The sequence below is a fragment of the Methyloceanibacter sp. genome (assembly GCF_050999895.1).
GTDB lineage: Bacteria > Pseudomonadota > Alphaproteobacteria > Rhizobiales > Methyloligellaceae > Methyloceanibacter.
In genome coordinates, this window is sequence record NZ_JBPCOU010000075.1 from 17572 (window position 1) to 42134 (window position 24563).

Consider the following 24563-nt stretch of genomic DNA (forward strand, 5'->3'; position numbering starts at 1 on the left):
AAGAAAGGGCGGTGCTCGCGCACCGCCCGATCAATTCTATTGGCGAAACAGGCCGTTGCCGGCCCCGACAAGTCTTACATCTAGTCCTTTTCAGGCGCCGAGAGAGAGCCCTGATTTTCGTTCTTCATGTCGCCTTCGGACTTGGTCCCGGGAACGTTGGCCGCCGAATTGTCGGTCTGGCCGCCGGCACCAGTCGGTCCGGTACTCTTTGCATCCTTTTCGGGAGCCGAGAGCGCACCTTGGTTCTCAGTCTTCGAATCGCCGTCAGCGTCGGCGCCGGGGACATTCGCGGATGAGTCCTTGCTCATCCCACCAGTCGGATTACTGCCCATGGTGTTCTTCTCAGGAGCCGAAAGAGCCCCGGGATTCTCGGTCGGACTCGCGGCATTGCCCCCGGCCGTGCTGCCAGGTACGTTCGCTGCACCCTCGTCAGCGGCAATGGTAATGTTCTGGGCGGCGCCCGGGGCGTCTTCGGCGGCGGCGGCACCGGCAAAGCCGAGGGTCAGGACGGCGACGGTAGTCATGAGGGTCAGTTTCGATCGCATCAGGGTCTCCTTGGGGTTCAAAAGGGCCTAAAATCATTAGACCGCGGCGTTCGAGTTGAGGCTTAAGGCTCGCGGATCGAGGGAAGAACGTCGCAGGCCTGCCCCCAGTTCCGCCCCGCGCCTTAACGGTTGCGTGAAGCTGGGGCGTTTGACCCCTGTGCAGAGCCGATTGTTTTTGCTAACGCTCCACCCGCGCTGGGCTGAATCCGCCGAGGCAGCAGCCTTCGAGAACGGCGTACGATCAAATCAGCGTTGCGGCGTTAAGCCGGAGCCTGCATTTATGTTGCAGCAGCGAAATGGATGGCAGAGACTTGCTGCAATGCAAACGGGCCCGTTAAAGAGTAAGGCAGGGGGCAAATTCGGATGAATGAGATGTCATTAGCTACGCTATCACCCGAGCGGGGCACGACCAAAGACCTGTACGAAGTCGGCGAGATTCCGCCCCTCGGCCATGTCCCGAAGAATATGTATGCTTGGGCGATCCGAAGGGATCGGCACGGGCCGCCCGACGAAGCTATGCAGGTCGAGGTCGTGCCGACTTGGGAGCTAGATTCCCACGACGTCCTCGTGCTCGTGATGGCCGCGGGCGTTAATTATAACGGCGTCTGGGCCTCGCTCGGGATTCCGATCTCACCGCTCGACGTTCACAAGCAGTCTTATCATATCGCCGGCTCCGACGCGTCTGGCATCGTCTGGGCGGTGGGCTCCAAGGTCAAACGCTGGAAGGTCGGCGACGAGGTCGTTATCCACTGCAATCAGGACGATGGCGACGATGAGGAGTGCAACGGCGGCGATCCGATGTTCTCCACCTCGCAGCGCATCTGGGGCTACGAGACGCCGGACGGCTCTTTTGCGCAGTTTGCCCGGGTGCAGGATCGGCAGCTTCTCGAGCGCCCGAAGCATCTGACCTGGGAAGAGGCGGCCTGCTACACCCTCACTCTCGCGACCTCCTATCGCATGTTATTCGGGCATCGCCCGCACACGCTGAAGCCCGGGCACAATGTGCTCGTGTGGGGTGCCTCCGGCGGCCTCGGCTCCATGGCGGTGCAGCTTTGCGCCACGGCCGGCGCCAACGCGATCGGCGTCGTATCCGACGACGACAAGGCGGAGTTCGTGATGTCGCTCGGCGCCAAGGGCGTCATCAACCGCAACAATTTCAAATGTTGGGGTCAGCTGCCAAAGGTCGGCACGCCGGAATATGATGTCTGGCTGAAGGAAGCGCGCAATTTCGGCAAGGCGATCTGGGACATCACCGGCAAGGGCGTCAACGTTGATCTCGTCTTCGAGCATCCGGGCGAGGCAACCTTCCCGGTCTCCACTCTGATCGTGAAGCGCGGTGGCATGGTCGTGTTCTGCGCCGGCACAACGGGCTACAACATCACCATGGATGCCCGCTATGTGTGGATGCATCAAAAGCGCATCCAGGGCTCGCATTTCGCCCATCTCCTGCAAGCGAGCCAGGCCAACCGGCTCGTGGTTGAGCGGCGCATCGATCCATGTATGTCCGAGGTCTTCCCCTGGGAGCAGATCCCGAAGGCGCACATGCGCATGTGGAAGAATCAGCATCGTCCGGGCAACATGTCCGTTCTCGTCAGCGCACCCTGCACGGGGCTTCGAACGGTCGAGGACGTGATCGAAGCCAGCGAGCAGATGCACGGCAAATAGCCGCCGTCCCGCGGGCGCTCAACACATCGTTGGGCGCGCACCATCAATGAGGATCGATCTCCGTGACAGTCGCTGAAGATATCTCGGCGGACCGCGAGACGGGCGGCGTCGCCGATCTCATTCCCCTCCTCGATGCCGCGGGTGAAGCGGCCGTGGCGCTGCGCGACAAGGCCGTTGCCGGTGTAGCTGCCAAGGTCGTTTCCGGCGGCAAGATCGATGCGGCCGCGCTGGAGCGCGACCAGCACGCAGCTCACGGCCTTGCCTGGCTCGCTACCTATGTCGAGGCAATCCTTCAGATCGACAGCTATGCGCGACGCATGCAGGAGGACGGACGCTTCGGCGAGCTGGAGGCGCTGCTCGCGCAGATCGGTACGGCGGAATATCTGTCGCAGCTTGCCGGCGGCGTGATGATGAGCCAGGGCGAGTTCCTGCGTCCGCATGAAGTCGGTCTCAGCGAAAAAGACGTCTCTGCTTTTCTCAGCCCCGACGTCAAGGCGCTGATCACGGCGACAACGCCTGCAACCCGCGCCCGCGTTGTCGAGCTGATCAAGGATGCGCAGGGCTACGCGGCCTTCGGCGACCCCGGACTCGATGAGACGCTCGACGCCATGCGCGACGAGATGCGCCGCTTCTGCGATGCCGAGGTCACACCCAAGGCGCATGAGTGGCACCTCAAGGACGAATACGTGCCGTTAGAGCTGATCGGGCAGATGGCCGAGCTCGGCGTGTTCGGGCTCACGATCCCGGAAGAGTTTGGCGGCCTCGGTCTCGGCAAGGAGGCCATGTGTGTCGTCTCCGAGGAGCTGTCGCGCGGTTATATCGGCGTCGGCTCGCTCGGCACGCGCTCGGAAATCGCCGCCGAGCTGATCCTGAATGGCGGCACCGAGGAGCAGAAGCAGTCCTGGCTTCCGCGCCTTGCGAGCGGCGAGGTGCTGCCGACGGCAGTTTTTACCGAGCCGAATACCGGCTCTGATCTCGCATCGATCACGACGCGCGCGGTGAAGGACGGCGAGGACTATCGCATCACCGGGCAGAAGACCTGGATCACGCACGCGGCGCGCGCGGACATGATGACGGTGCTGGCACGCACCGATCCGACGGAAAAAGGCTATCGCGGCCTTTCCATGTTCCTGGCCGAGAAGCCGCGCGGCACCGACGATCGGCCGTTCCCCGGCGACGGCATGTCGGGCGGCGAGATCGCGGTGCTCGGCTATCGCGGTATGAAGGAATTCGACATCTCCTTCGACAGCTTCGCGGTGCCGGCGGCAAATCTCCTCGGGGAGGCCGAAGGCCAGGGCTTCAAGCAGCTGATGCAGACCTTCGAGGCTGCGCGCATCCAGACCGCAGCGCGCGCCATCGGCGTCGCGCAATCCGCGCTAGATCTCGGTCTGCGCTACGCGACAGAGCGGGTGCAGTTCGGTAAGCCGATCATCAACTTCCCGCGCGTCGCCGACAAAGTCGCCATGATGGCGGCGGAGATCCTGCTTGCACGCCAGCTCACCTATTTCGCCGCCCGGGAGAAAGATGCGGGCCGCCGCTGCGATCTGGAAGCCGGCATGGCCAAGCTCCTCGCCGCGCGCGTGGCTTGGTCTGCCGCCGACAATGCGTTGCAGATTCACGGCGGCAACGGCTTCGCGCTCGAATATCCCGTCAGCCGCGTTTTGTGCGACGCCCGCATTCTGTCGATCTTCGAGGGCGCTGCTGAGATTCAGGCGCAGGTGATCGCGCGCCGCCTGCTCGAAGGCTAGCTCGCTCAAATCTTATCGAGGACACGATGCGATCCGATTCGCGGCCAATGCGTTCTGTCGCCGTTCCGATCATTGCGGCGCTGGCTTGCTTTGCGGCATGGATGATTGGCGGCGCAGTGACGCGACCCAATCTCGATTGGTATGCCACGCTGGCGAAACCTGGCTTCACACCGCCCAACATCGCTTTTCCGATCGCGTGGACGATTCTCTACAGCTTGATGGCAGTGTCTGCGTGGATGGTATGGCGTGCGACGGCCGCGGCGTCCGACAAGAAGCTTGCGCTAACTTGGTTCGGCATCCAGCTCGTCGTCGGCGTGCTGTGGTCGGTCGCCTTCTTCTGGATGCACAACGTTGCGCTCGGCCTCGGCGTTGTTCTCGCGCTGCTGGTCGCCATCGTCATCACCATCGTTTTCTTCGACCGCGTCAGCCGCGTCGCCGCCTTGCTTTTGATCCCCTATGTGATGTGGGTCTGCTTCGCGACGGCGCTCAACGCTGCCATCTGGCTTCTGAATAGCTGATGCCCGAGCGTAGCATCCTGATCACGGGTTGTTCGTCGGGAATCGGAATGTGCGCGGCGCGCATGCTCAAGGACCGCGGCTGGCGCGTCTTCGCCACGGCGCGAAAGCCGGAGGACCTGGAGCGCTTGCGCGACAAGGTGGGTGTCGAAAGCCTGTATCTCGATTACGCCGAGGCCGCTTCGATCGCGGACGCAGCGGCGCACGTGCTCGACGCGACCGGCGGAAGGCTCACCGCGCTCTTCAATAACGGCGCTTACGGCCAGCCGGGCGCGGTCGAGGATCTCACGCCGGACGTCCTACGCGCCCAGTTCGAGGCCAATGTGTTCGGCTGGCATGATCTGACCTGCCGCGTGCTGCCGGCGATGCGCGCCAACGGCGGCGGGCGCATCGTGTTCTGTTCTTCGGTGCTCGGCTTCGTCGTCGGACCGTATCGCGGCGCCTATTGCGCATCGAAATTTGCCATCGAGGCCTTGGCCGATGCGCTGCGCATGGAGCTTGGGGGCAGCGGCGTCCACGTGGTCTTGATCGAGCCCGGGCCAATCGCATCGCGCTTCCTTGAGAATGCGCTCGCCGCCTATCGCCGCAATATCGATCTCCAAGGTTCCGCCCACCGAGGCATCTATCGAGACCGGCTTTCGCGCATGGAGCAGGGCGGCGATCAAACCTTTAAGCTTGGGCCGGAGGCGGTGGTGAACAAGCTCATTGCAGCACTGGAGCGCCCCAAGCCGAAGGCGCGTTACTACGTTACGGTGCCGACTTATGTTGCGGCCCTGTTGCGGCGGATGCTCCCAACCCGTGCCCTCGACGCGATAGCGATCCGGAACTAGAGTGCCGCCGCCGCGCGGAAGACGCTGGCGGTTGCTGGGGAACACATTCATGGAAGAATTGCTGAAATATGCCATTCCGGTGGCGCTTGCCGCGGTAGGCATCGTGCTGCTGTTCGGCATGTGGAACATGATGCGCGGCGGCAACCCAAACCGCAGCCAGACCCTCATGCGCTGGCGCGTGGTGCTGCAATTGCTGGCGCTTTGCCTCGTGATGGCCGCCATCTATCTCGCGGGCAAGTAAGCCAGGGCCGCATAACGAAAGCTTGACCCCCCTTCGGGGCGTGCTACGCTAAAGTCGCTAAAATGGCGATAAACCTGCGGGCCACAGGTTCCCCGGGCTGGTGTTTGATGGTTGTCCTCAATAAGATTTACACGCGGACCGGCGATGACGGCACGACCGCGCTCGGCTCGGGGCAGCGCGTCCTAAAGTCCGATTTGCGCGTGGAGGCTTATGGCACCCTCGACGAGACCAATGCCGCCATCGGCCTTGCGCGCCTCCACACGCAGCACGAACCCACGCTCGAGGCCATGCTCGGGCGCATCCAAAACGATCTGTTCGATCTCGGCGCCGATCTATGCTTTCCCGACGAGAGCAAGGATGCGCGCGGGCGCCTCTCCGTGAGCGATGCGCAAGTCGATCGCCTCGAGAGCGAAATCGATGAGCTGAACCGCGCGCTCCAGCCCTTGCGCTCCTTCGTGCTTCCCGGAGGCTCGCCGGCGGCGAGCTTTTTGCACCTGGCGCGCACCGTCTCCCGTCGCGCTGAGCGCCTTATGGTCGAGCTTGCCGCGCGACCTAGCGAGCGCGTCGGCGATGCGGCCTTGCGCTACATCAACCGGCTTTCGGATTTCCTGTTCGTTGCGGGCCGCTACGCGAACGACAAAGGTGAGGCCGACGTCTTGTGGGTTCCTGGACAGAATCGATAGCGCGGTTATGAGTCCTCTGTGTTCATCCCCCTCCACGATACCAACCCCCTAAAGCGCATCGACTACCAGTACGTGACGGTGGCGATCATCGTGCTCAACGTCGCCATTTACGTCATCTTCCAGACCGGCTGGATCATTCCGCTCGACAATGAGAACGCGGCAGCCTTCGCCGTCGTCCCGGCGGAGCTCTTCGCACCATCTCCCGAAAGCCGGCCGTTCTTCGCCACCGGCGCGCTTCCCGTGCCGGAGCGTTTCACCCTTATCAGCTACATGTTCCTGCATGGGAGCTGGATCCACCTGCTTGGCAACATGCTGTTTCTCTGGGTGTTCGGCGACAATGTCGAAGACGCCATGGGCCATATCCGCTTCATCATGTTCTATCTGATGTGCGGGATCTTCGCGGCGGTGTTGCATTCCTGGATGCTGCCGCAGTCGGACCTGCCGCTGATCGGGGCGAGCGGCGCGGTGGCAGGCATCATCGCGGCCTATCTCATCCTTCACCCCAAGGTTAAGGTCTGGGTGCTCGCGCTCTGGCGGATTCCGCTGAAGATCACCGCGTCCTGGGCTCTCGGCATCTGGATCCTCGCGCAGTTCGGGAATCTCCTGATCGACAGCGAGGAAAACGTTGCCTGGTGGGCCCATATCGGCGGATTGGCAGCCGGCGCCGTCCTCATTCTGTTTATGCGGCGGCGCGGTGTACCGCTGTTCGACAAGACGCGAGGCGGTGCCTAAACCGTGGCAAAAAGCCGTAGAAACCTTGACTTGCGTCCCTGCCAGAAGTACCGTCCGGGCCATTTCGCAGTTGCGAGATCAGTGGCTTGGGGCCCATCTAGGTGCGGGAAAGACTAGCCGCATGAAAATACTCGTACCCGTTAAACGGGTCATCGATTCCAACGTCAAGGTCCGCGTCAAATCCGATGGCAGCGGGGTCGACCTTGCCAACGTCAAGATGTCGATGAATCCCTTCGACGAGATCGCCGTCGAGGAGGCCGTCCGCATCAAAGAGCGCGGCGAGGCGACCGAAATCATCGCCATCTCGATCGGCGGCGTGAAAGCGCAGGACACATTGCGCACGGCTCTCGCCATGGGCGCGGATCGCGCGATCCTCGTGAAAACCGATGCGACGGTCGAGCCGCTTTCCGTCGCCAAGATTTTGAAAAGCGTGGTCGAGACCGAGAAGCCCGATCTTGTCATCATGGGCAAGCAAGCCATCGACGATGACTGCAATCAGACGGGTCAGATGCTGGCCGGATTGCTTGGCTGGCCGCAGGGCACGTTCGCGTCCAAGATTGCGTTGGCAGGCGACAAGGTGAAAGTCACGCGCGAAGTCGATGGCGGGCTGGAGACGCTGCTCCTGTCCCGCCCTGCCGTAATTACCACCGACCTTCGCCTGAACGAGCCGCGCTACGCTTCACTGCCGAACATCATGAAGGCGAAGAAGAAGGCGATCGACGAGACGACGGCGGAGACGTTGGGCGTCGACATCAAGCCGCGGCTCAAAATTATCTCGGTCACCGAGCCCAAGGGCCGCGTTGCCGGCATCAAGGTCGATAGTGCTGCGATTCTCGTCGAGAAGCTTAAAAACGAGGCGGGGGTCCTTTAGATGGCGGTCCTGCTGCTCGCAGAGCATGACAACAAGGCGCTCGCGCCGGCCACGGCCAAGGGGCTCACGGCCGCCAAGGCCTTCGGCGGCGATGTCGATATTCTCGTGATCGGGCAGGACTGCAACGGCGTCGCCGAGGAAGCGGGCAAGCTTGCCGGTGTGCGCAAGGTGCTCGTCGCCGACGCTCCACATCTCTCGCAACGCCTCGCGGAGGAGGCAGCAAACACCGTCCTGCCGCTGATGCAGAACTATGGCGTGCTGCTCGCACCGGCCTCCACCTTCGGCAAGAATGTGTTGCCCAGGGTCGCGGCGCTGCTCGATGTCGGTCAGATCTCCGATATCGTCGAGGTGAAATCCCCAAGCTCCTTCGTGCGCCCTATCTATGCCGGCAACGCGTTGGAGACGGTGGAGACCAGCGACAAGATCATCGTCGCAACGGTCCGTACGACGGCGTTCGATGCGACAGGCGAGGGCGGCTCGGCGGCGATCGAGGCAGTCGATGCACCTGCGCCGCTCGGGCTCTCCAGCTTCGAGGGCAGCGATATCAGCGTCAGCGAACGGCCTGAGCTCACGGCCGCGCGTATCGTTATCTCGGGCGGGCGCGGCATGCAATCGGGCGACAATTTCAAGACGCTGCTTGAGCCGCTCGCCGATCGCCTCGGCGCGGCCGTCGGCGCCAGCCGGGCCGCGGTCGATGCCGGCTACATGCCCAACGATCATCAGGTCGGACAGACCGGAAAGGTGGTGGCGCCGGATCTTTACATTGCCATCGGCATTTCCGGCGCGATCCAGCATCTGGCTGGAATGAAAGACTCCAAAGTTATCGTGGCCATCAACAAGGATGCCGAGGCGCCTATCTTTCAGGTCGCCGATTACGGCTTGGTCGGGGATCTCTTCACGGTCCTTCCGGAGCTCGATGCCGAGCTGAAAAAGGCAGGATATTGAGTCAGCGGATTCATGAGGAATGACAATGGACGACATCGTACCGGGTGCAGCGCGAACCCTTGTAGATCCCAGCTCATCGCGGGATCCTGAGGCCATGCCCATCAAGAAAATCGGTATCGTCGGGGCAGGGCAGATGGGCAGCGGCATTGCCCATGTCGTCGCGCTTTCCGGATTCGACGTGGCTGTGAACGACCTCGAGCGGGACCGATTCGACAAGGCGCTCAGTTCCATCGACAAGAATCTGACCCGACAGGTGGCGTCCGGAAAGATCGACGAAGAGGAAAAGAAGCGAACGCTCGCCCGCATCAAATTTGCCGAGAGCTTTGCCGACTTTGCCGACGCCGATCTCGTGGTGGAAGCCGCCACCGAGGAGGAGACGGTAAAGCGCAAGATTTTCGTGGCGCTCTGTCCCTATCTCAAGCCAGACGCCATCGTCTCCACCAACACATCGTCCATCTCCATCACGCGGCTTGCCGCAGCGACGGACCGGCCGGAGCATTTTATCGGCCTGCATTTCATGAATCCGGCGCCGGTGATGGAACTCGTGGAGATGATCCGCGGCATCGCCACCGACGACGTCACCTTCGCCCGCACCAGAGAATTCGTCGACGCCCTCGGTAAGACCGTCGCCGTTTCCGAGGACTTCCCCGCCTTCATGGTCAATCGCATCCTGCTGCCGATGATCAACGAAGCGGTCTACACCCTCTATGAGGGCGTAGGTTCGGTGGATGCCATCGACACCGCGATGCGGCTCGGCGCACATCATCCCATGGGACCATTGCAGCTTGCGGACTTTATCGGTCTCGATACCTGCCTCTCCATCATGCAGGTTCTTTACGAGGGTCTTGCCGATTCAAAATACCGGCCGTGTCCGCTGTTGGTCAAATATGTGGAGGCCGGTTGGCTCGGGCGGAAAACGCACCGGGGCTTCTACGACTATCGCGGCGACACGCCGATGCCGACCCGCTAACGACGTCAGGATTCGCGCGTTCGTGACGAACGGGCTCACGGGTCGTTGCGTGATGCGCGCCGCGCTGCATCTTTTTTGGCACAATTAGATCAGGGGACGCCTGCGCGGCTGGTTCAGGTCGAACTTTGCAAGCGCTGCCAGAGCTTGCAGGTCCGGGACCATGCACCAGCCATGCTCCCACTTGAACAGGCCGCGGGCGGACAGCCGCTTCAGCGTCTTGTTGGTGTGGACGAGCGATAATCCGATAGCATCGGCAAGATGCTCTTGCGTGAAGGGAAACCGCACGCGCCCATCGATGGCGAGCCCGACATTCCCCGGCGGCACGGACATAGAGATGCACGATGTAATAGGCCATGCACTCCTCGGCGTTCCTGCGGCCGATGCTGAGCAGGTTCTCGTCGAGAAGAATCTCCTGGCTGGCGGCAAGCCAGGTGATGTCGAAGGCCAAGCTCGGACAGTGCTTGTACAGTTCCCAGATCCGGCTGCGGGGAAACGTGCAAAGCGCGACCGAAGTCAGGGTTTCCACGGAATGGTCCATGTCGCCTTGCGTGGAAGATTGCAGGCCGATGAAGTCTCCCGGCAGCACGAAGCTCGTGACTTGCCTGCGGCCGTCGCTCAGAATTTTGTAACGGAAGGCCCAGCCTTCCAAGAGCGTGAAGAGATGCTCCGACTGGGTGCCTTCCCGGAGCACGGTCGATCCCGGCCCGGTGCGCAGCTCGCCCGTCTTCAATGTGGCGATAAAGTCGATCTCCTCGTCGGCAATCGGCCGAAAGACCTCGCTACTGCGCAGGGGACAGGCGCTGCACGGCACCTCGTAGCTGAAGGGGGTTAACGTCGACATGCGCCTTATCCCCCACGGGCACTGGGCCATGTGTCATAGTTTAATGACAGGCTGGTCCGTGCGACCCACACTCAGGCGTTTGACGAACCTATCGCACGGCCATTCCGTGGCCAAGAGGCTACCACGGCCCTTACCTCGAATAGTGTGGAGCTCTCGGCTACCCGCAACGGTTACACCCGCGGCGACAGTCGATCTTCGCCGCTGGAAGACCCGGCGCGACTGCGGCGCGCCGCCGAGGCGGGAGGCGCTGGTGTTTGGGAATGGCACGTCACCGCCGGTGAGATCCATGTCAACGCGCAACTGGCATCCCTGCTCGGGCTCGGCGCCTACGCCCTAAAGCTTCGGACAAGCCGATTCCTCGACGTTGTTCATGGTGAGGACACTGCCCTTCTCCGGATCGCGCTGCAGGAGGCAAGCAAAAGCGATCAGGACTGGTCGCAGGAGTTCCGCCTCCGGAGGGAGGATAATGGGGCCGTCGTTTGGATCTGCGTTCAAGGACGCGTGGTCGAGAGGGGGGACGAGGGGGAGGCCAGCGTGATGGCGGGGCTCGGCTTCGACGTCACCGGCAGGTCGCGATCGTTGGAGTATCACGAGCTGCTCAATCGCGAACTCTCCCATCGCATGAAGAACCTACTCTCCGTCGTGAGCAGCCTCGTGAGCATGACCGCCGAGCGGCGCCCAGAGGCACAGGATTTCGTCACGGCGTTTCAGGCCCGGTTGCGCGGATTGACTGCGGCGCATGAGTTGCTGTTTCGCGCCGATTGGCGTCACGTGGCCTTGCAAGAGCTTGTCGCGCAGACGCTCGCGGCGCTGGGCGTTGGCCATCGCATCGATATCAAGACGCAGGATGTTTGCCTCAACGCGCACGACACGCAAACCGTGGTGCTGGTGCTGCACGAACTCGCCACCAATGCAATGAAATACGGCGCGCTCTCCAACGCCGATGGCCACGTGCGCGTCGTCTTCGATCTTGTGGCGTCAGAAGAACCCAATTTGGGCACGAGCCTGCGCGTCGTATGGGAGGAGACTGGCGGACCCCTGGTCTCGGCGCCTTTGGCGAAAGGCTTCGGCATAACGCTGCTCGAGCGTCTGACGCGGAGACAGGAGGCCGCGGAGCCCGTGCTTCAGTGGCGTCCCGAGGGGCTGCGTTGCTCATTCACTCTGGCGGTTACGACAGGCCCCGAACGAGCCTGACGATTGTACCGCCGGGGCGTTAGGAGCTGCCAGACTTGGCCTTCGAAGGATCGCGTGTCACGGGACTGATCGGCCGCTTGTCGCCGCCCGGTCCGCCAGCGACATGATCTGCGACGAAAGCGCCGCGCTTCCCGATCGGTTTGGTTTCTCCTCGCGTCGTGTCTTGGGCGGTCTGCAGCTCGAGCTCCGCGTTGATCTCCGCGCCGAGCAGGACGATGTAGAAGGAGATGTACAGCCACAACAGCAGAATGATCACCGCGCCAAGCGAGCCGTAAGTGCGGTCGTAGTTGGCGATGTTCGTGACGTATAGCGAGAACCCGGCCGAGGCGAAGAGCCAGACGATGGTGGCGAACAGCGAGCCGGCGGTAACCCAGCGCCATTTGGCGCTGCGACGGCAAGGTCCGTAGCGATAGAGCAGCGCAAGCAGGAAGAGCACGACGATGGCAAGCAACGGCCAACGCGCAATGGCAACGACACGCTCGAAGGCTTGTGAGAAGCCCGCATAGGCAAACATGATGGGCACGTAGAAGACCGCCAGCAGTGCAGCGAGGGCCCCAGCGAGGGCGGCAATCGTGAAAGCGAAACCGCTGAGATAGTAGCGCAGCAGGTTGCGGTCCTCGGGTTCCTCGTAGGCTATGTTGAGCGCCGCGAACATGGCTTGGGTGAGGGCGTTGCCACTCCAAAGCGCGATGAGCACGCTTAAGGTCAGGCTCCATCCAAGCGTGCGGCTGGAGGTTGCAGCGACATGATGGATCTGTTGGATGACCATGTCATAGGCTTGGGTCGGCAGGACCGAGCCGAGAATCGAGAATTGCTGCTCGACGGTCTCCGGGTTGGTCGTCAGGCCATAGACGGAGATGATCGCCGCTAAGACTGGAAACAGCGCAAAAAGCGCATAGAAGGCGCAGCCGGCGGCCACGACCGAAAGATTGTCACGTCCGCTTTCAGTCCAAACTCTGTGGGCGACCTGCATCCAACCTTTCAGGGGAATATGAAAAGGCTGACGCGCGTCGCGGCCGTAGGGGTCTTGCTTGGGAGCCATGGATATTGCCAGTGAGATCAGTTGGACAATGCTTCATTCATTCTACCGTTCCCGCGCCTCTGCGGCCTGACCGGTATATACGAGACTTTCGGAACGAAAGTCCTTCGCGTCACGTTTCTAAGCCATGGCCAAGCGCGATACCAAAGCGGACGAGATCAGGACGGCAAACCAAAAGATTAGCCGCCCTGAAGAGGCGGATGCACCGAGTGCAGACCGAGCCGGGCGGCTCTTGCGGGCCGATATCCCAGCAGAGGTCGCCGGTGCCGTCATCAGCGGCGAAAAACATGACACCGGCGAGACGGAAGAGACGTTGCGTCGGGCAAGTGAAAAGAACGACAAACAGTCCTCAGACTTATAACACCCAACCTTCCCTTTCGTTGCGGACGTTACTTCCCTTTTAAGCTGTGTCATCAGCACCTGTTTTGTTTCTCATGGACGCTTCGATTGCGCGAGCCCGCACCTTCAATGCTGATCCTGGTGAATCCGGGAGCGTCCCGCGCCGAAGCGGCATTGCGCGAACTCGAGACCCTGCTCAGAGACCATCGAAATACGCGGGTCATCAAGACAAGCTCAGCCGACCACTTGGCTCAAGCGATCATGCAGCATGGTCCTTCGAGCGCCCGCATCGTGATCGGTGGAGGTGACGGCACAATTTCATGCGCGCTGCCCCAGCTTCTTGCGCTCGGAAAGCCCGTCGCCGTGTTGCCGCTCGGCACCGCGAATGACTTCGCGAAAACGATCGGCGTCGGAATCGATCTTGCGGAAGCTGCTCAGGTCGCAATCGAGGGTGTCGAACACCGCATCGACGTAGGGGTGATCAACGGACGGCCTTTTCTCAACGTCGCGAGCATCGGCCTTCCCGTCGACGTTGCGGAAGCGCAATCCTCCCAGCTGAAGCGGCGTTTGCGAATCTTCAGCTATGGCGCAAGCCTCAGGCAGGCGGTGCACGGCGCGCAGCCGTTTACCATCGACGTCCAGATCGATGATCGTCCTTCCCTAAGCGGCCTCGCCTATCAAGTGAGCGTAGGTAATGGCCGCTTCCACGGCGGGGGTCTCACTGTATCTGACCATGCCTCTATCGACGATGGGCTGCTTGATGTCTACATCGTGCGCCCCGGCCGGTACTGGCAGCTGTTCGCCGCGCTTGCCTATATGCGCTTTGGCCTGGGTCCGAAGCCGGAGGTGCTGGAGCGGCACACCGCATCGCGCGTCACGTTGCGCACGCGGAAGCCGCGCGCTGTGAATGTCGACGGCGAGATCTGCGCCGGGACTCCCGCCGAGTTCAGCCTCGAGCGCGAGGCGCTCACAGTTGTGGTGCCGCGCACACTGCCGCCAGGTCATCTGGGGCTTGCCTGTGTGGGCAGATCGGCCGCGAAGAACGCACTGACCTAATTGGGAACTTTGCATGCGGGGCCGGCGTTTGTACGCTTTCTAGGCCTTGAATTTGCTCGGGCGTTTTAAGCAAAAGGCACCACCAACCCTTCGATAGTATGGTCTTTCCTCCCCGGGCGGCGCGCGAGTGCCGGGCCGGCGGACGCCTGTAGGAGGTCTCCATGCCGCCAAGACGGCTCGGCTCAATTTTCATGTCAAGCGACGATAGCCGCCTCGCCATACTGCAAGGGCTATTAATCGCAGCAATCATCGTGGCGGCGTTGTATTTCGCGCGCGACGTGCTGATCCCTCTCGCGCTCGCCGTCCTCATTAGTTTCGTGCTGACGCCACCGCTTATTTTTCTGCGTAGCTTCAAGGTGCCGCGCGTGCTCGGTGTCGGCATTGTGGTCTCGTGCGCATTCGCGATTCTGCTTGGAATCGGCTGGCTGATATCCCAACAGCTTGGTCAGCTCGCGCAGGACTTGCCGGTCTATCAGGCCACCCTGACCGAGAAGGTTAGCTCGGTACGGAAGTCCGCCGTCGACTCGCCCGTTCTAAAGCGTGCAAGCGAGGCGCTGGAGCGGCTTGATCTCGAGCTTGCCAACCCTCGGCCCAACCCATCCGTCGGCGCCGAAGCGGTTACGCCCGATCAAGTCGAAGGCAAGGAGCCGCTTCAGGTCGAGATACGCGAGCCCGGGCCGCGGCCTCTTGAGCTTTATCAGCAGATTCTGGAGGTGCTGCTCCCGCCGCTCGCCATGATCGGCATTATTTTGCTTTTCGTTATCTTCATCCTGCTGCAGCGGGAGGATCTCCGCGATCGTCTTATCCGGCTTTTCGGCGCGTCCGACCTTCAGCGCGCGTCGGCCGCGACAACCGACGCGGAGCAACGGCTCAGCAAATATTTCCTCAGCCAAGTCCTCATCAACTCCGCCTATGGCGTGTTCATAACCTTGGGCCTGTGGATGATTGGCGTGCCGAGTCCGATCGTTTGGGGCGTGCTCGCCACGCTGATGCGTTTCGTCCCCTATGTCGGATCGTTCATAGCGGCCGCCCCCCCGTTGCTTCTCGCCGCCGTCGTGGAGCCGGGTTGGACGACGTTCCTGCTGGTCGGCATATTCTATCTCGTGTCCGAGATGGCGATGGGCCAGGTGGTCGAGCCTCTCGTTTATAGCCACGGCACCGGCCTTTCTCCCATCGCGGTGATCATCTCGACCATCTTCTGGACTTGGCTCTGGGGCCCGCTCGGGCTGCTGCTCGCCATGCCACTCACGGTCTGCCTCGTGGTGCTCGGGCGTCACATCGAGGCCCTCAATTTCTTCGAAGTGCTGCTCGGCGACCAGCCGGCCTTCACCCCGGAACAGAGCTTTTATCAGCGCGTTCTCATCGGCGATTCTTCCGAGGCGACCTATCAGGCGGAGATGTTCCTGAAAGACGGGCGCCCGCTCGTGAACTATCTCGATACGGTTGCGCTCAAGGGCTTGCAGCTTGCCGAAAGGGACGCAGAGCGCGGCGTCCTCGACAAGTCGAATTTGGAGCTCATCGATTCAACCGTGCAAGAGGTCATGGAAAACCTCGCGGAGTTCGAGCCGCGACGGTGGTTTCGCAGCAAGCCCGCCGAAGAGAGCGAAGAGAAGCCCGAAGGTGGGCTCGCCTCATTGACAAGCCTCGAGGAGGGCGACGACGAATCCCTGCCGATCCTTGAACGGGGCGAACTCGGGCCGGGATGGGCGGGCGAGGATTCCGTTCTCTGCATCGGCGGCCGCACAGCGCTTGATGAAGCCGCAGGCGCGGTGCTCGCCGGCCTTCTGCGCAAGCATGGGCTAAATGCCCGCTCCGTCGAGCGCGAGGCGATCTCCGCGGGACAAATTGAATCCCTGGAGACGTCGACAGCCAAGCTTGTTTGTCTGTCCTATCTCGGCGTTGGAAGCACGCCTGCTCATGTGCGCTATCTGGTGCGCCGCCTGCGGCGGATTCTTCCCGAGGGCTGCAAGATTCTGGTGGCGTATTGGCGCGACGACGACGCGGGCATGATCAAGTCTTTGGAGGCAACCGCGGAAGCCGATGCCTATGGAACCACCCTGAAGGACGCGGCCGAGTACGTGATGGAGGCCGCCAAGCGGCCGGAGGCCAACCTGGCCGACGTCGAACTCCTCCCTGAGACTGTAGTGCCGACTGACGCGGCCGCGACGGAGGCGGTCGGCACTTCGCCAGTCGTTGACGCTGCACTCTCCCTGATTGCGGGAGGTTCAAAAAATCCTCGCCCGGTCAAAGGCGGGCCACGAAAAAAGGGCGCGGTTGAAGCGCATTAAGGCCCTCCCGCCATACGGTCAAAGGGCCGGCGATAAAGCGCTCCGCCGGCGGAACGGGTGGCGGCCCCCCGCGTTTGTCCGACGCGATCCCCCCGCGAACCAATTAGAGGAGACCACCCATGAGAACGCTTTTGTCCGCCCTGGCGATTACCGTTTCCCTCGCCACCATGCCGGCCATCGCGGCGACCGATGATGCCAATACCCTGACCGCGATTCCGGGCGAGGCCTATACTGTCAGCAATATCTACAAGCAGGACGTCTATGATGAGAAAGAGAACAAGATCGGCGACGTCAATGATGTCCTCCTCGACAAGGATGGGCGTATCAGCGCCGTTATCATCGGCGTCGGCGGCTTCCTCGGCGTCGGCGAAAAGGATGTTGCAGTTCCGTTCAGTGCCCTGAAGATGGCGGAGAAGAATGGCGACCAATATCTCGTCATGAACACCACCAAGGAAGCTCTGGAGAGCGCCCCTGGCTACACGTTCGACCGCGACAACAACCGCTGGATGCCCGCCAAGAAGCAGGCCGGCTAGGTTTGATCCGAGTTCGGCGGTAAAATATTGCCGCTAGATAAGGCGATGGGGGGAGGCGACAATGCCCGATGGGCTTCCAGCCACCTCCCATCGCCATTTCCTTGAGTTTTTCCTCCCCGTCTTCCTTCTCCGTTACCGCCATCGCCCGCTGCCGCATCCGCGTTTTACGCCATATCTTAAAAACGATCCAGAGGGGGGCGCTCTTGCGCCGTAAATCATGACGTTTGATCAAGGACTTGCAGTGGGCATCGTCGCCGGGATGATGGTCCTGTTTGTGTGGGGCCGCTGGCGCTACGACCTTGTCGCGTCCTTGGCGCTGCTTGCCGCGGTCGGGGTCGGAATCGTCCCCGCCGATAAAGCCTTCACGGGATTCAGCGACGACATCGTGATTATCGTTGGCAGCGCGCTCGTCGTCAGCGCCGCGGTCGCACGCTCCGGCGTCATAGAGCGCGCGGTTAGAGCGCTCGGACCTTATCTCGTCACCGTTCAGCGCCAGCTTATCGCCCTTGTCGGGTCTGTCACCATCATGTCGGGCTTCGTGAAGAATATTGGCGCGCTGGCCATGCTGATGCCCATCGCGTTCCAGCTTTCGCGGCGCACGGGCACATCGGCTTCCTCCCTGCTAATGCCGATGTCCTTCGGGGCGCTGCTGGGGGGCATCGTGACGCTGGTCGGCACCTCTCCCAACATCATCGTGTCCCGCGTCCGCGAACAGATTCTCGGCGAGCCTTACGGGATGTTCGACTTCACACCGGTCGGCGCAGGAATCGCCATCGTGGGTTTCATCTTCCTGATTTTCGGGTGGAGACTGCTGCCCCAGGATCGCAAGGGGGCGGCAACGATGGAGGCGGCCTTCAACCTGGAAGCCTACACGACCGAAGTCCTCATTCCCGAAGGCTCTCCGGCGGTCGGCGGGACCATCAAGGCGCTCGAGGATCTCGGCGAGGGGGAGGTGGAAGTGATCACGCTCCTCCGGGGCCGGCAGCGCCGCTACGAGCCGGCCGGCAATGTCGTGATCAAGGCGGACGATATTCTCATCCTACAGGGCGAGCCGTCGGCGCTGGAGCGGATCGTCGTTTTGGAGAATTTGAAGCTCACGCGCGACGACAAGAAGACCCAGAATGGCGATACGCCCACAGACGAAATCGGCGTGATGGAAGCGGTGATCATGCCGGAGTCCGAGCTTGTCGGCGCGTCCGTTGGCCAGTTGCAATTGTTCGATCGCCATCGCGTCAATCTTTTGGCAGTGAGCCGCAAGGGTCGGCGCATCGCGCAACGCTTGCGCTCCGTAAAGCTCAAGACGGGCGACGTGATTGTGCTGCAAGGCAATCTGACCACGATGCCCGAAACTCTCGGTGAGTTGCGTTGCCTTCCTCTCGCGGAGCGGGATCTCCGCATCGGCCGGAAGGCAAGCCTTCTGCCTATCGGCATTCTCGCTTTAGCGATGGGGCTTGTCGCCTTTAATGTTGTCACGATCAGCGTCGCGTTTTTTGGGGCCGCCGTGCTCCTTCTGCTCGTCAAGTCCCTAACCCTGCGTGCCGCCTACGATGCCATCGCATGGCCGATCCTGATCATGCTCGGCGCGCTTATCCCGGTCAGTGACGCGCTGCGTACCACCGGCGCGACCGATCTCATCGCGTCGGGGTTGTCGATGATGGCGTCCGGAATGCCGTCGATACTCGCCTTGGCCTTGCTGCTTGTGGTCGCCATGGCCGTCACGCCATTCTTGAACAATGCCGCGACGGTTCTCGTCATGGCGCCAATCGCCGCGACCTTCGCCAAGCAGATTGGGCTCAATCCCGATTCCTTCCTCATGGCGGTGGCGATCGGGGCGGCCTGCGACTTCCTGACGCCGATCGGGCATCAGTGCAACACGCTGGTGATGGGACCGGGGGGATATCGCTTCGGCGACTATTGGCGGCTCGGCCTCCCGCTATCCTTGATTGTGGTTATGGTCGGGGTGCCGCTGATCGCCCTGGTTTGGCCCCTCTGAACCCGGTCGCGACCTGCCCCGGGAATGCCGCGTTCGCCCACTAGGTAAGTGCCACCTCCAGCCCGCAGGGTCAGCCATGCAAAAAATACCGGGGAAACGCCAGTTTACGGTGCCCGGGAGCCCGAGCGCACGCTCCCGCGTGATCCCGCCTTCGACAGCACGCTTGCCGTGGTGCGGGAGGGCTACCGCTTCATCGCCAATCGCTGCCGAGCGCTCCGAAGCGACATGTTCGAAACGCGTCTCCTGCTAGCGCGTGACCAGCATAAGGGGTGAGGAGGCCGCGCGGAATTTCTACGGCAGCGAGAACTTCACGCGCGTCGGCGCTATCCCCGCGACACAGGCGAAGTTGCTTCAGGATTATGGCAGCGTCCAAGGTCTCGATGGAGAGCATCACCGCCATCGCAAGCGCTTGGTCACGGACATGCTCGGTCCGCAGGAGGTCGCGCGGCTGACGGCGCTTACATCCGAGGCTTGGCGCGACAAGCTGCCGGGCTGGGAAGCGCGGAAGCAGATCGTCCTTTTCGACGAGTTGCAGGAAATTCTCTGCCGCGGCGGTTGCGCTTGGGCCGGCATCACGCTCAGCGAAAGCGACGTGAAGAAGCGAACTGCTCGAACTCGGGGCGATGATCGAGGCGAGCGGGTCGATCGGTCCTCGCAATTGGCGCGCGCAATGGCTGCGCGGGCGATGCGAACGCTGGGCACGAGATATCATCGAGGACGTTCGCTCCGGAAAGCTTCGCTACGATCCGACCGCCCCGGTTCGGGTCATTGCCGAGCATCGCGAACCCGACGGCAGTTTTCTAACCACGGACGCCGCCGTCGTGGAGCTGATCAACGTATTGCGGCCCACGGTGGCCGTCGCGCGTTTTATCGTCTTCATCGCACTCGCGCTGCATGAGTATCCGGTCCTGTGCGGCGCGGCTCGCGCAAGGTGAGACAGCGTACGCGCGCGCTTTCGCGCAGGAGGTCCGCCGCCTTTATCCCTTCTTCCCGTTTATCGCCGGCCGCGTCAGGACAGACTTCGATTGGAGAGACCATCGCTTTGACAAGGGAGATTGGGTGCTGCTCGATCTTTACGGCACCAATCATGATGAACGAATTTTTCCCGCTCCGGAGGAATTTCAGCCGGAGCGATTTCTGCAAGGCGAGCCGGGTCGCTTCGCGTTTATCCCGAAAGGTGGTGGCGAGGCGGCGACAAGTCACCGCTCCCCCTGTGAGGATACGACCCTCGCGCTCATGACGATGGCGCTGCACATGCTGACCAAGGAACTACGCTACGTTGTTCCGCCGCAGGACTTGGCAATCGACCTTTCCCGGATCCCGACTCTTCCCCAGAGCCGATTCGTCATGGGGGATGTGCGACGGGCGTCTGCTAGGCAGGGCTTCCCGGCTCAGGTGGCGGTTGCGGCCACGGAAACGCGCAAGGACAGCACGGCCCTGACGCGCCGATCGCTGAGCTCAGCCTCGAACGTCTTGCCGCTCTTGCCGCGAAACGAGAATCTGATCCGCGAGCCTTTGCTTTCGATGTGCTCGGTAAGAAGCGTGGTCAACCCGTAGGACTGGTTCTGGCGCGTGTACTCGTCGTTGCCGACGCGCATGAGCGTTCGGTCGAGCACGCGAAGCGGATCGTCGGCGCCGTCAGTCAGTAACGCTTCAGGCTTCCAGCTCCTCGGCAGGCATGACGTCATAGCCGTATTCCGCGGCGGAGGCCGTCAGCCAGGACCAGAAGCTTTCGGCGTAGCTTGTCGGTATCGCCAGTCCGTAGGTTGGCTTCGCATCGATCTGCCAGAGTTGGCAATCGATCAAGGCGACGGGTGTCGTCGCGGCGCTCCCCGGCAGGAACACGCTTGGGTGAAGATCGAGCGCACAGCCCTTGGCGAGCGTGTCGCGGGCGCGCGGTCCGGACATCTCCAACACAGCCTTCCCGTCCGATTGATCGACGATGGACGCGAGTCCAGCGAGCGCCGTTCGCAAGCTCTCGAGTAGCGCATGGCCACTGCGGCCTTCGGCGACGGCGAGCCATTGGCCAGGGGCCGTCCCGATGAGGGCGAGACCGTTCTCGCTCACGCCGGCCGCTTCCAAGGGGAGTTGAAGGCCCGTTAAGGAGAGTACGGCGGCAGCGATGGCGTCGGCTTGGCCCGCGTTGCCCGATATGACGCGCAGCGCGAGATCGCGCCGTTCCTTCAAGGATATTGGGCACGGACCATCGGCAAGACGGCCATGGCGGCCGGGCTGCATCAGGTCGCCGAAGGGGTGCCGCACGGAGAGTCGGAAATCAGACACGGGCGCGCTTCCCTTCAGGATCCACGAAGACCGGCGAACACACCACGCATTCCACATCCTTGCCGCGGAGGAGATCGACGGCGCGGATGCGCTCGCCGAGGCGCTCTTTCCCGTTCTTGAGGAAGCCGATGCCGATGTCGTGGCCGAGTTCCGGGGACCACGCCACCGAGGTCAAATGACCGGAATCGTTCACCGCAGTTGTATCCGCGCCAACCGGAAGAAAATGAGAGCCTGCCGTCAGCGTCTGCGCCGGGTCGACGGGCTTGATGCCAATTAGCATGGGCCGGGATGGATCGGTGAGGGCAGGGCGCGCGGCCAGGACCCGGCCGATGAACTCCTTGTCTGCCATCATGCCGGCAAGGCCTAGATCGGCCGCCGTGGTCTGCCCGTTCAGCTCCGGGCCGCCCGCGTGACCCTTCTCGATGCGCAGCACATTGAGCGCCTCGGCGCCGTAGGGCGTGATATCGAACTCGGCGCCGGCGTTCATAATTGCGCGCACGACCGCATCGCCGTAACGGGCCGGAACCGCAAGCTCATAGGCCAGTTCGCCGGAGAAGGACACGCGGAACAGCCGCGCCGGCACGCCGCCGCAAATCGCGAGGTCGCCTGCCCCCATGAAAGGGAACGCCTCGTGCGAAATATCGAAAGGCGCATCGACAAGTTTACCGAGAACCTTGCGCACGTTGGGGCCGGCGACCGCATATTGCGCCCAATGGTCGGAGACCGTGACCAGGCGAACGTCAAGCTCGGGCCATAGCACCTGCCGGCAGAACTCCAGATGCTGCATGACCTTGCCGGCATTGGCGGTCGTCGTGGTCATGATGAAATGATTTTCGCCAAGACGGGCCGTCGTGCCGTCGTCCATAGCGAAACCATCCTCACGCAACATCACGCCGTAGCGGGCCCGCCCGACCTTCAGCGCGGAGAACTTGTTGATATAGACGCCGTCGAGAAATGCGCCGGCGTCGTTGCCCTGAATGTCGATCTTGCCGAGCGTGGAGACGTCACACAGTCCGACGCTGCGCCGCACCGCCGCCGCTTCCCGGTTGACGCTCTCCTGCCAGGTCGCTTCGTCAGGCCGCTGATACCACTGCGCCCGGAGCCAAAACCCGGCCTCCGCGAACACCGCGCCGTTTTCCTCGGCCCAGCGATGCGATGGCGCCAGCCGCCTTGGACGAAACTCAGGGCCGCGATGATGGCCGGCAAGGGCGCCCCACGTGATCGGCGAGTAAGGCGGCCGAAATCCCGTGGTGCCGATCTCCGGGATCGGCTTGCCAGTCATCTCAGAGAGCACGCCGAGCGCAACCACATTGGCCGTCTTGCCCTGGTCGGTGCCCATGCCGAGCGTTGTGTAGCGCTTGACGTGCTCGGACGCGCCATAGCCTTCCCGCTTCGCGAGCGCCATGTCCTTGATCGTCACGTCGTTCTGCACATCGACGAAGGTGGCTTTGCTGACGCCCGGGACGCGCCAAAGCGGCGTCGCCGCTGGAATGGGGTCGCCCGCGACGTTTGGCACTTTGGAGTCAGCCGTGAAGCCCGCGTCGCGGGCAGCGTCCGCGCCGAGGCGTGCGCCATCGGCAAGGGCGTCGGCGAGGCAGAGGTGGCCGGCAGCCGCGCCGCCAACGCTGATGCCGCGAGGGCAGGATCCCGGCACGAAGGCAGCAATGGTCTCGTCCCATATAGGCTTGCCGCCCAAATGGCAGGTGAGATGCAGCGTCGGATTCCAGCCATTGGAAACGGCAAGGAGATCGCATTCGATCTGGGTCTGCCTGCCTTCGGCGTCGCGCACGGTCACGCCCCGCAAGCGATGGCCGCCTCTGGTCCCTTCCACCACGCTGCTGGTGAAAGTCCGCCATGACTGACTGCGCTCCGTGGCCCTCCGGTCGGGTTGGGCGCTGACGACGGCCTCGACGACAACGCCGCCGGCCACAAGATCGCGTGCAGTGGTCCAGCCGTCGTCACCGCTCGCGAACACGACCGCGCGCGTCCCAGGCGCGACACCGAAGCGGTTCAAATAGGTTCTGACCGCGGAGCCAAGCATGACGCCAGGACAATCGTTGCCGGCAAACGCAATGCCGCGCTCAATGGCCCCGGAGGCAAGCACCGCCCGCTTGGCGACAATGCGCCAGGAGCGTGCGCGCGGTTCATGCTCGGGCGGCACTGGAACGTGGTCGTTGACCTGTTCCAGCGCGCCGTAGGTGCCGCCATCATAGACGCCGAACACGGTGGTGCGCGGCATGATGCGCACATTGTCGAGGCGTTTAAGCTCGTCCACGACGGACGCACACCAATCGAGCGCGGGCTTGTCATCGATGCTGACTTTTTCCGACAGCAGCCGCCCGCCGAGCGCAAAGTCCTGCTCGGCAAGCAGCACCCGGGCGCCGGCTCGGCCCGCGGTGAGTGCGGCCATCAGACCAGTCGGACCGGAGCCGATCACGAGCAGGTCGCAATGCGCGAACGCTTTTTCGTAATGATCCGGGTCCGGCTCGCGCGCGGGACGTCCGAGACCGGCGCTTCTGCGGATAAGGGGCTCGTAAATCAGCTTCCAGAACGTTCGCGGCCACATGAAGGTCTTGTAGTAGAAGCCGGCACTCAGAAATGGGCTGAACAGGCCGTTGATCGAGAGCAGATCGAACTTGAGCGACGGCCAGCGGTTCTGACTCGCGGCTTCGAGACCGTCATAGAGTTCGACCATCGTGGCCTTGATGTTCGGCTCCCGCCGCGCGCCCGATCGCATTTCAATCAGTGCGTTCGGCTCCTCAGCGCCGGCCGTCATGATCCCCCGAGGGCGATGGTATTTGAACGAGCGGCCGACGAGATGCACGCCGTTGGCGAGCAGCGCCGAGGCCAGCGTGTCGCCCGGCCGGCCCGTATATTGCTTGCCGTCAAAGGTGAAGTTCAGCGTAAGTGTTCGATCGACCACGCCCGCCGGCTCGGTGCGGAACGGCTCGCGGGTTGCGCGGGGGCTCATGTCGCGCCCCCGCGCTCGCAAGGCCTTGCGAGCTCAACGCTCGCAATCTCGTGGTTGCGCGTGTCGCGCACGACTCTGACCCAGGAGCGGCACCCGCCAGCGTGATACCAAAGCTCGGCGAGAGCCCCAGCCGGGTTCTGCCGCATATAGACATAGTCGAAGAAGGCTGTATCGGCGCCCGGCGCGGAGGGGTTCGGTCTCTTCAGGTCGGCGCCGAGATAGGTAAATTCCTGGGCGTCGCGCTCACCGCAATAGGGGCATTTGATGCGCATGGGCGGACG

The 24563-nt window shown here is 62.6% G+C and carries 24 protein-coding genes and 2 pseudogenes; 18 read left to right on the forward strand and 8 right to left on the reverse strand.

Features of this window, described 5'->3' with window-relative positions:
• Positions 1-80: 80 nt before the first annotated feature.
• Positions 81-545: a hypothetical protein gene (locus ACR2J1_RS08285; RefSeq protein WP_434018857.1), complete on the reverse strand. Its 465-nt coding sequence runs from the start codon at positions 543-545 to the stop codon at positions 81-83.
• Between the two features lie 372 nt (positions 546-917).
• Here ACR2J1_RS08285 and ccrA point away from each other — a divergent pair, with 372 nt between their 5' ends.
• The 10 genes from ccrA to ACR2J1_RS08335 all read left to right on the forward strand — a co-directional run bounded on the left by ccrA (position 918) and on the right by ACR2J1_RS08335 (position 9745).
• A complete protein-coding gene (gene ccrA / locus ACR2J1_RS08290; protein WP_434018911.1) occupies positions 918-2210 on the forward strand; it encodes a crotonyl-CoA carboxylase/reductase in 1293 nt (430 codons plus the stop codon).
• 62 nt (positions 2211-2272) lie between these two features.
• A complete protein-coding gene (locus tag ACR2J1_RS08295; protein WP_434018858.1) occupies positions 2273-3958 on the forward strand; it encodes an acyl-CoA dehydrogenase family protein in 1686 nt (561 codons plus the stop codon).
• 47 nt (positions 3959-4005) lie between these two features.
• Positions 4006-4476 (forward strand): TspO/MBR family protein, encoded by a 471-nt coding sequence (locus ACR2J1_RS08300; protein WP_434018859.1) that lies wholly within the window; start codon positions 4006-4008, stop codon positions 4474-4476.
• Entirely contained in the window at positions 4476-5303 is an 828-nt protein-coding gene (locus ACR2J1_RS08305; RefSeq protein WP_434018860.1) for an SDR family oxidoreductase, read from the forward strand. Before ACR2J1_RS08300 ends, ACR2J1_RS08305 begins: the two co-directional genes overlap by 1 nt.
• Positions 5304-5352: 49 nt before the next feature.
• A complete protein-coding gene (locus ACR2J1_RS08310) occupies positions 5353-5544 on the forward strand; it encodes a twin transmembrane helix small protein (RefSeq protein WP_434018861.1) in 192 nt (63 codons plus the stop codon).
• 107 nt (positions 5545-5651) lie between these two features.
• Positions 5652-6227 carry a cob(I)yrinic acid a,c-diamide adenosyltransferase gene (locus ACR2J1_RS08315; RefSeq protein WP_434018862.1) on the forward strand — a complete coding sequence of 192 codons (576 nt, stop codon included), beginning with the start codon at positions 5652-5654 and terminating at the stop codon, positions 6225-6227.
• An 18-nt stretch (positions 6228-6245) separates the two neighbouring features.
• Positions 6246-6959 (forward strand): rhomboid family intramembrane serine protease, encoded by a 714-nt coding sequence (locus ACR2J1_RS08320; RefSeq protein ID WP_434018863.1) that lies wholly within the window; start codon positions 6246-6248, stop codon positions 6957-6959.
• 121 nt (positions 6960-7080) lie between these two features.
• Positions 7081-7830 carry an electron transfer flavoprotein subunit beta/FixA family protein gene (locus ACR2J1_RS08325; RefSeq protein WP_434018864.1) on the forward strand — a complete coding sequence of 250 codons (750 nt, stop codon included), beginning with the start codon at positions 7081-7083 and terminating at the stop codon, positions 7828-7830.
• A complete protein-coding gene (locus tag ACR2J1_RS08330) occupies positions 7831-8775 on the forward strand; it encodes an electron transfer flavoprotein subunit alpha/FixB family protein (RefSeq protein WP_434018865.1) in 945 nt (314 codons plus the stop codon). It begins immediately after the preceding gene.
• Positions 8776-8869: 94 nt separating this feature from the next.
• Entirely contained in the window at positions 8870-9745 is an 876-nt protein-coding gene (locus tag ACR2J1_RS08335) for a 3-hydroxybutyryl-CoA dehydrogenase (protein ID WP_434018866.1), read from the forward strand.
• An 84-nt stretch (positions 9746-9829) separates the two neighbouring features.
• Here the strand turns inward: ACR2J1_RS08335 and ACR2J1_RS08340 are convergent, their stop codons facing one another.
• The gene (locus ACR2J1_RS08340; RefSeq protein ID WP_434018867.1) at positions 9830-10075 is read right to left on the reverse strand and encodes a Crp/Fnr family transcriptional regulator; all 246 of its coding nucleotides are present in this window, start codon (positions 10073-10075) and stop codon (positions 9830-9832) included.
• Positions 10076-10265: 190 nt separating this feature from the next.
• Positions 10266-10616 (reverse strand): annotated as a pseudogene (locus tag ACR2J1_RS08345) (Crp/Fnr family transcriptional regulator); the annotation flags it as partial.
• A 114-nt stretch (positions 10617-10730) separates the two neighbouring features.
• Here ACR2J1_RS08345 and ACR2J1_RS08350 point away from each other — a divergent pair.
• Entirely contained in the window at positions 10731-11780 is a 1050-nt protein-coding gene (locus ACR2J1_RS08350) for a sensor histidine kinase (RefSeq protein WP_434018868.1), read from the forward strand.
• Between the two features lie 19 nt (positions 11781-11799).
• Here the strand turns inward: ACR2J1_RS08350 and ACR2J1_RS08355 are convergent, their stop codons facing one another.
• The gene (locus tag ACR2J1_RS08355) at positions 11800-12822 is read right to left on the reverse strand and encodes a YihY/virulence factor BrkB family protein (RefSeq protein ID WP_434018869.1); all 1023 of its coding nucleotides are present in this window, start codon (positions 12820-12822) and stop codon (positions 11800-11802) included.
• A 124-nt stretch (positions 12823-12946) separates the two neighbouring features.
• On the opposite strand from ACR2J1_RS08355, the gene ACR2J1_RS08360 reads away from it, so the two are divergent.
• From ACR2J1_RS08360 to ACR2J1_RS08390, 7 genes and pseudogenes are all read left to right on the forward strand, one after another.
• Positions 12947-13180, forward strand: coding sequence for a hypothetical protein (locus ACR2J1_RS08360; protein ID WP_434018870.1), 234 nt, complete (start codon positions 12947-12949; stop codon positions 13178-13180).
• Between the two features lie 107 nt (positions 13181-13287).
• The gene (locus ACR2J1_RS08365) at positions 13288-14214 is read left to right on the forward strand and encodes a YegS/Rv2252/BmrU family lipid kinase (protein ID WP_434018871.1); all 927 of its coding nucleotides are present in this window, start codon (positions 13288-13290) and stop codon (positions 14212-14214) included.
• 191 nt (positions 14215-14405) lie between these two features.
• Complete coding sequence (locus ACR2J1_RS08370; protein WP_434018872.1) at positions 14406-16502, forward strand: AI-2E family transporter; 2097 nt, start codon at positions 14406-14408, stop codon at positions 16500-16502.
• Between the two features lie 119 nt (positions 16503-16621).
• On the forward strand, positions 16622-17035 hold the full coding sequence (locus ACR2J1_RS08375) for a PRC-barrel domain-containing protein (protein ID WP_434018873.1): 414 nt from the start codon (positions 16622-16624) through the stop codon (positions 17033-17035).
• Positions 17036-17252: 217 nt separating this feature from the next.
• Positions 17253-19028 (forward strand): SLC13 family permease, encoded by a 1776-nt coding sequence (locus ACR2J1_RS08380; protein ID WP_434018874.1) that lies wholly within the window; start codon positions 17253-17255, stop codon positions 19026-19028.
• A 623-nt stretch (positions 19029-19651) separates the two neighbouring features.
• The gene (locus ACR2J1_RS08385; RefSeq protein WP_434018875.1) at positions 19652-19963 is read left to right on the forward strand and encodes a hypothetical protein; all 312 of its coding nucleotides are present in this window, start codon (positions 19652-19654) and stop codon (positions 19961-19963) included.
• A pseudogene (locus ACR2J1_RS08390) lies at positions 19923-20201 on the forward strand (cytochrome P450); the annotation flags it as partial. The gene ACR2J1_RS08385 and the pseudogene ACR2J1_RS08390, both read left to right, overlap by 41 nt.
• A 218-nt stretch (positions 20202-20419) precedes the next feature.
• On the opposite strand, the gene ACR2J1_RS08395 reads toward ACR2J1_RS08390, so the two are convergent.
• The 4 genes from ACR2J1_RS08395 to ACR2J1_RS08410 are packed head-to-tail and all read right to left on the reverse strand — an operon-like array spanning position 20420 to position 24554.
• Positions 20420-20716: a hypothetical protein gene (locus tag ACR2J1_RS08395; RefSeq protein WP_434018876.1), complete on the reverse strand. Its 297-nt coding sequence runs from the start codon at positions 20714-20716 to the stop codon at positions 20420-20422.
• Positions 20682-21311, reverse strand: coding sequence for a sarcosine oxidase subunit gamma (locus ACR2J1_RS08400; protein WP_434018877.1), 630 nt, complete (start codon positions 21309-21311; stop codon positions 20682-20684). The genes ACR2J1_RS08395 and ACR2J1_RS08400 overlap by 35 nt, the downstream gene beginning before the upstream one ends.
• On the reverse strand, positions 21304-24282 hold the full coding sequence (locus ACR2J1_RS08405; RefSeq protein WP_434018878.1) for a sarcosine oxidase subunit alpha family protein: 2979 nt from the start codon (positions 24280-24282) through the stop codon (positions 21304-21306). The genes ACR2J1_RS08400 and ACR2J1_RS08405 overlap by 8 nt, the downstream gene beginning before the upstream one ends.
• Complete coding sequence (locus ACR2J1_RS08410) at positions 24279-24554, reverse strand: sarcosine oxidase subunit delta (RefSeq protein WP_434018879.1); 276 nt, start codon at positions 24552-24554, stop codon at positions 24279-24281. Before ACR2J1_RS08410 ends, ACR2J1_RS08405 begins: the two co-directional genes overlap by 4 nt.
• Positions 24555-24563 lie beyond the last annotated feature (9 nt).

Excerpts from the sequence above, each read along its gene's own strand:
- ACR2J1_RS08355 (WP_434018869.1), bottom strand. The coding sequence starts at position 12,822 with ATGGCTCCCAAGCAAGACCCCTACGGCCGCGACGCGCGTCAGCCTTTT.
- ACR2J1_RS08380 (WP_434018874.1), top strand. The coding sequence starts at position 17,253 with ATGACGTTTGATCAAGGACTTGCAGTGGGCATCGTCGCCGGGATGATG.
- ACR2J1_RS08305 (WP_434018860.1), top strand. The coding sequence starts at position 4,476 with ATGCCCGAGCGTAGCATCCTGATCACGGGTTGTTCGTCGGGAATCGGA.
- ACR2J1_RS08330 (WP_434018865.1), top strand. The coding sequence starts at position 7,831 with ATGGCGGTCCTGCTGCTCGCAGAGCATGACAACAAGGCGCTCGCGCCG.
- ACR2J1_RS08365 (WP_434018871.1), top strand. The coding sequence starts at position 13,288 with ATGCTGATCCTGGTGAATCCGGGAGCGTCCCGCGCCGAAGCGGCATTG.
- ACR2J1_RS08375 (WP_434018873.1), top strand. The coding sequence starts at position 16,622 with ATGAGAACGCTTTTGTCCGCCCTGGCGATTACCGTTTCCCTCGCCACC.
- ACR2J1_RS08410 (WP_434018879.1), bottom strand. The coding sequence starts at position 24,554 with ATGCGCATCAAATGCCCCTATTGCGGTGAGCGCGACGCCCAGGAATTT.
- ACR2J1_RS08340 (WP_434018867.1), bottom strand. The coding sequence starts at position 10,075 with ATGTCCGTGCCGCCGGGGAATGTCGGGCTCGCCATCGATGGGCGCGTG.
- ACR2J1_RS08335 (WP_434018866.1), top strand. The coding sequence starts at position 8,870 with ATGCCCATCAAGAAAATCGGTATCGTCGGGGCAGGGCAGATGGGCAGC.
- ACR2J1_RS08360 (WP_434018870.1), top strand. The coding sequence starts at position 12,947 with ATGGCCAAGCGCGATACCAAAGCGGACGAGATCAGGACGGCAAACCAA.
- ACR2J1_RS08370 (WP_434018872.1), top strand. The coding sequence starts at position 14,406 with ATGTCAAGCGACGATAGCCGCCTCGCCATACTGCAAGGGCTATTAATC.
- ACR2J1_RS08325 (WP_434018864.1), top strand. The coding sequence starts at position 7,081 with ATGAAAATACTCGTACCCGTTAAACGGGTCATCGATTCCAACGTCAAG.
- ACR2J1_RS08310 (WP_434018861.1), top strand. The coding sequence starts at position 5,353 with ATGGAAGAATTGCTGAAATATGCCATTCCGGTGGCGCTTGCCGCGGTA.
- ACR2J1_RS08300 (WP_434018859.1), top strand. The coding sequence starts at position 4,006 with ATGCGTTCTGTCGCCGTTCCGATCATTGCGGCGCTGGCTTGCTTTGCG.
- ccrA (WP_434018911.1), top strand. The coding sequence starts at position 918 with ATGTCATTAGCTACGCTATCACCCGAGCGGGGCACGACCAAAGACCTG.
- ACR2J1_RS08285 (WP_434018857.1), bottom strand. The coding sequence starts at position 545 with ATGCGATCGAAACTGACCCTCATGACTACCGTCGCCGTCCTGACCCTC.
- ACR2J1_RS08315 (WP_434018862.1), top strand. The coding sequence starts at position 5,652 with ATGGTTGTCCTCAATAAGATTTACACGCGGACCGGCGATGACGGCACG.
- ACR2J1_RS08405 (WP_434018878.1), bottom strand. The coding sequence starts at position 24,282 with ATGAGCCCCCGCGCAACCCGCGAGCCGTTCCGCACCGAGCCGGCGGGC.
- ACR2J1_RS08385 (WP_434018875.1), top strand. The coding sequence starts at position 19,652 with ATGATCGAGGCGAGCGGGTCGATCGGTCCTCGCAATTGGCGCGCGCAA.
- ACR2J1_RS08395 (WP_434018876.1), bottom strand. The coding sequence starts at position 20,716 with ATGACGTCATGCCTGCCGAGGAGCTGGAAGCCTGAAGCGTTACTGACT.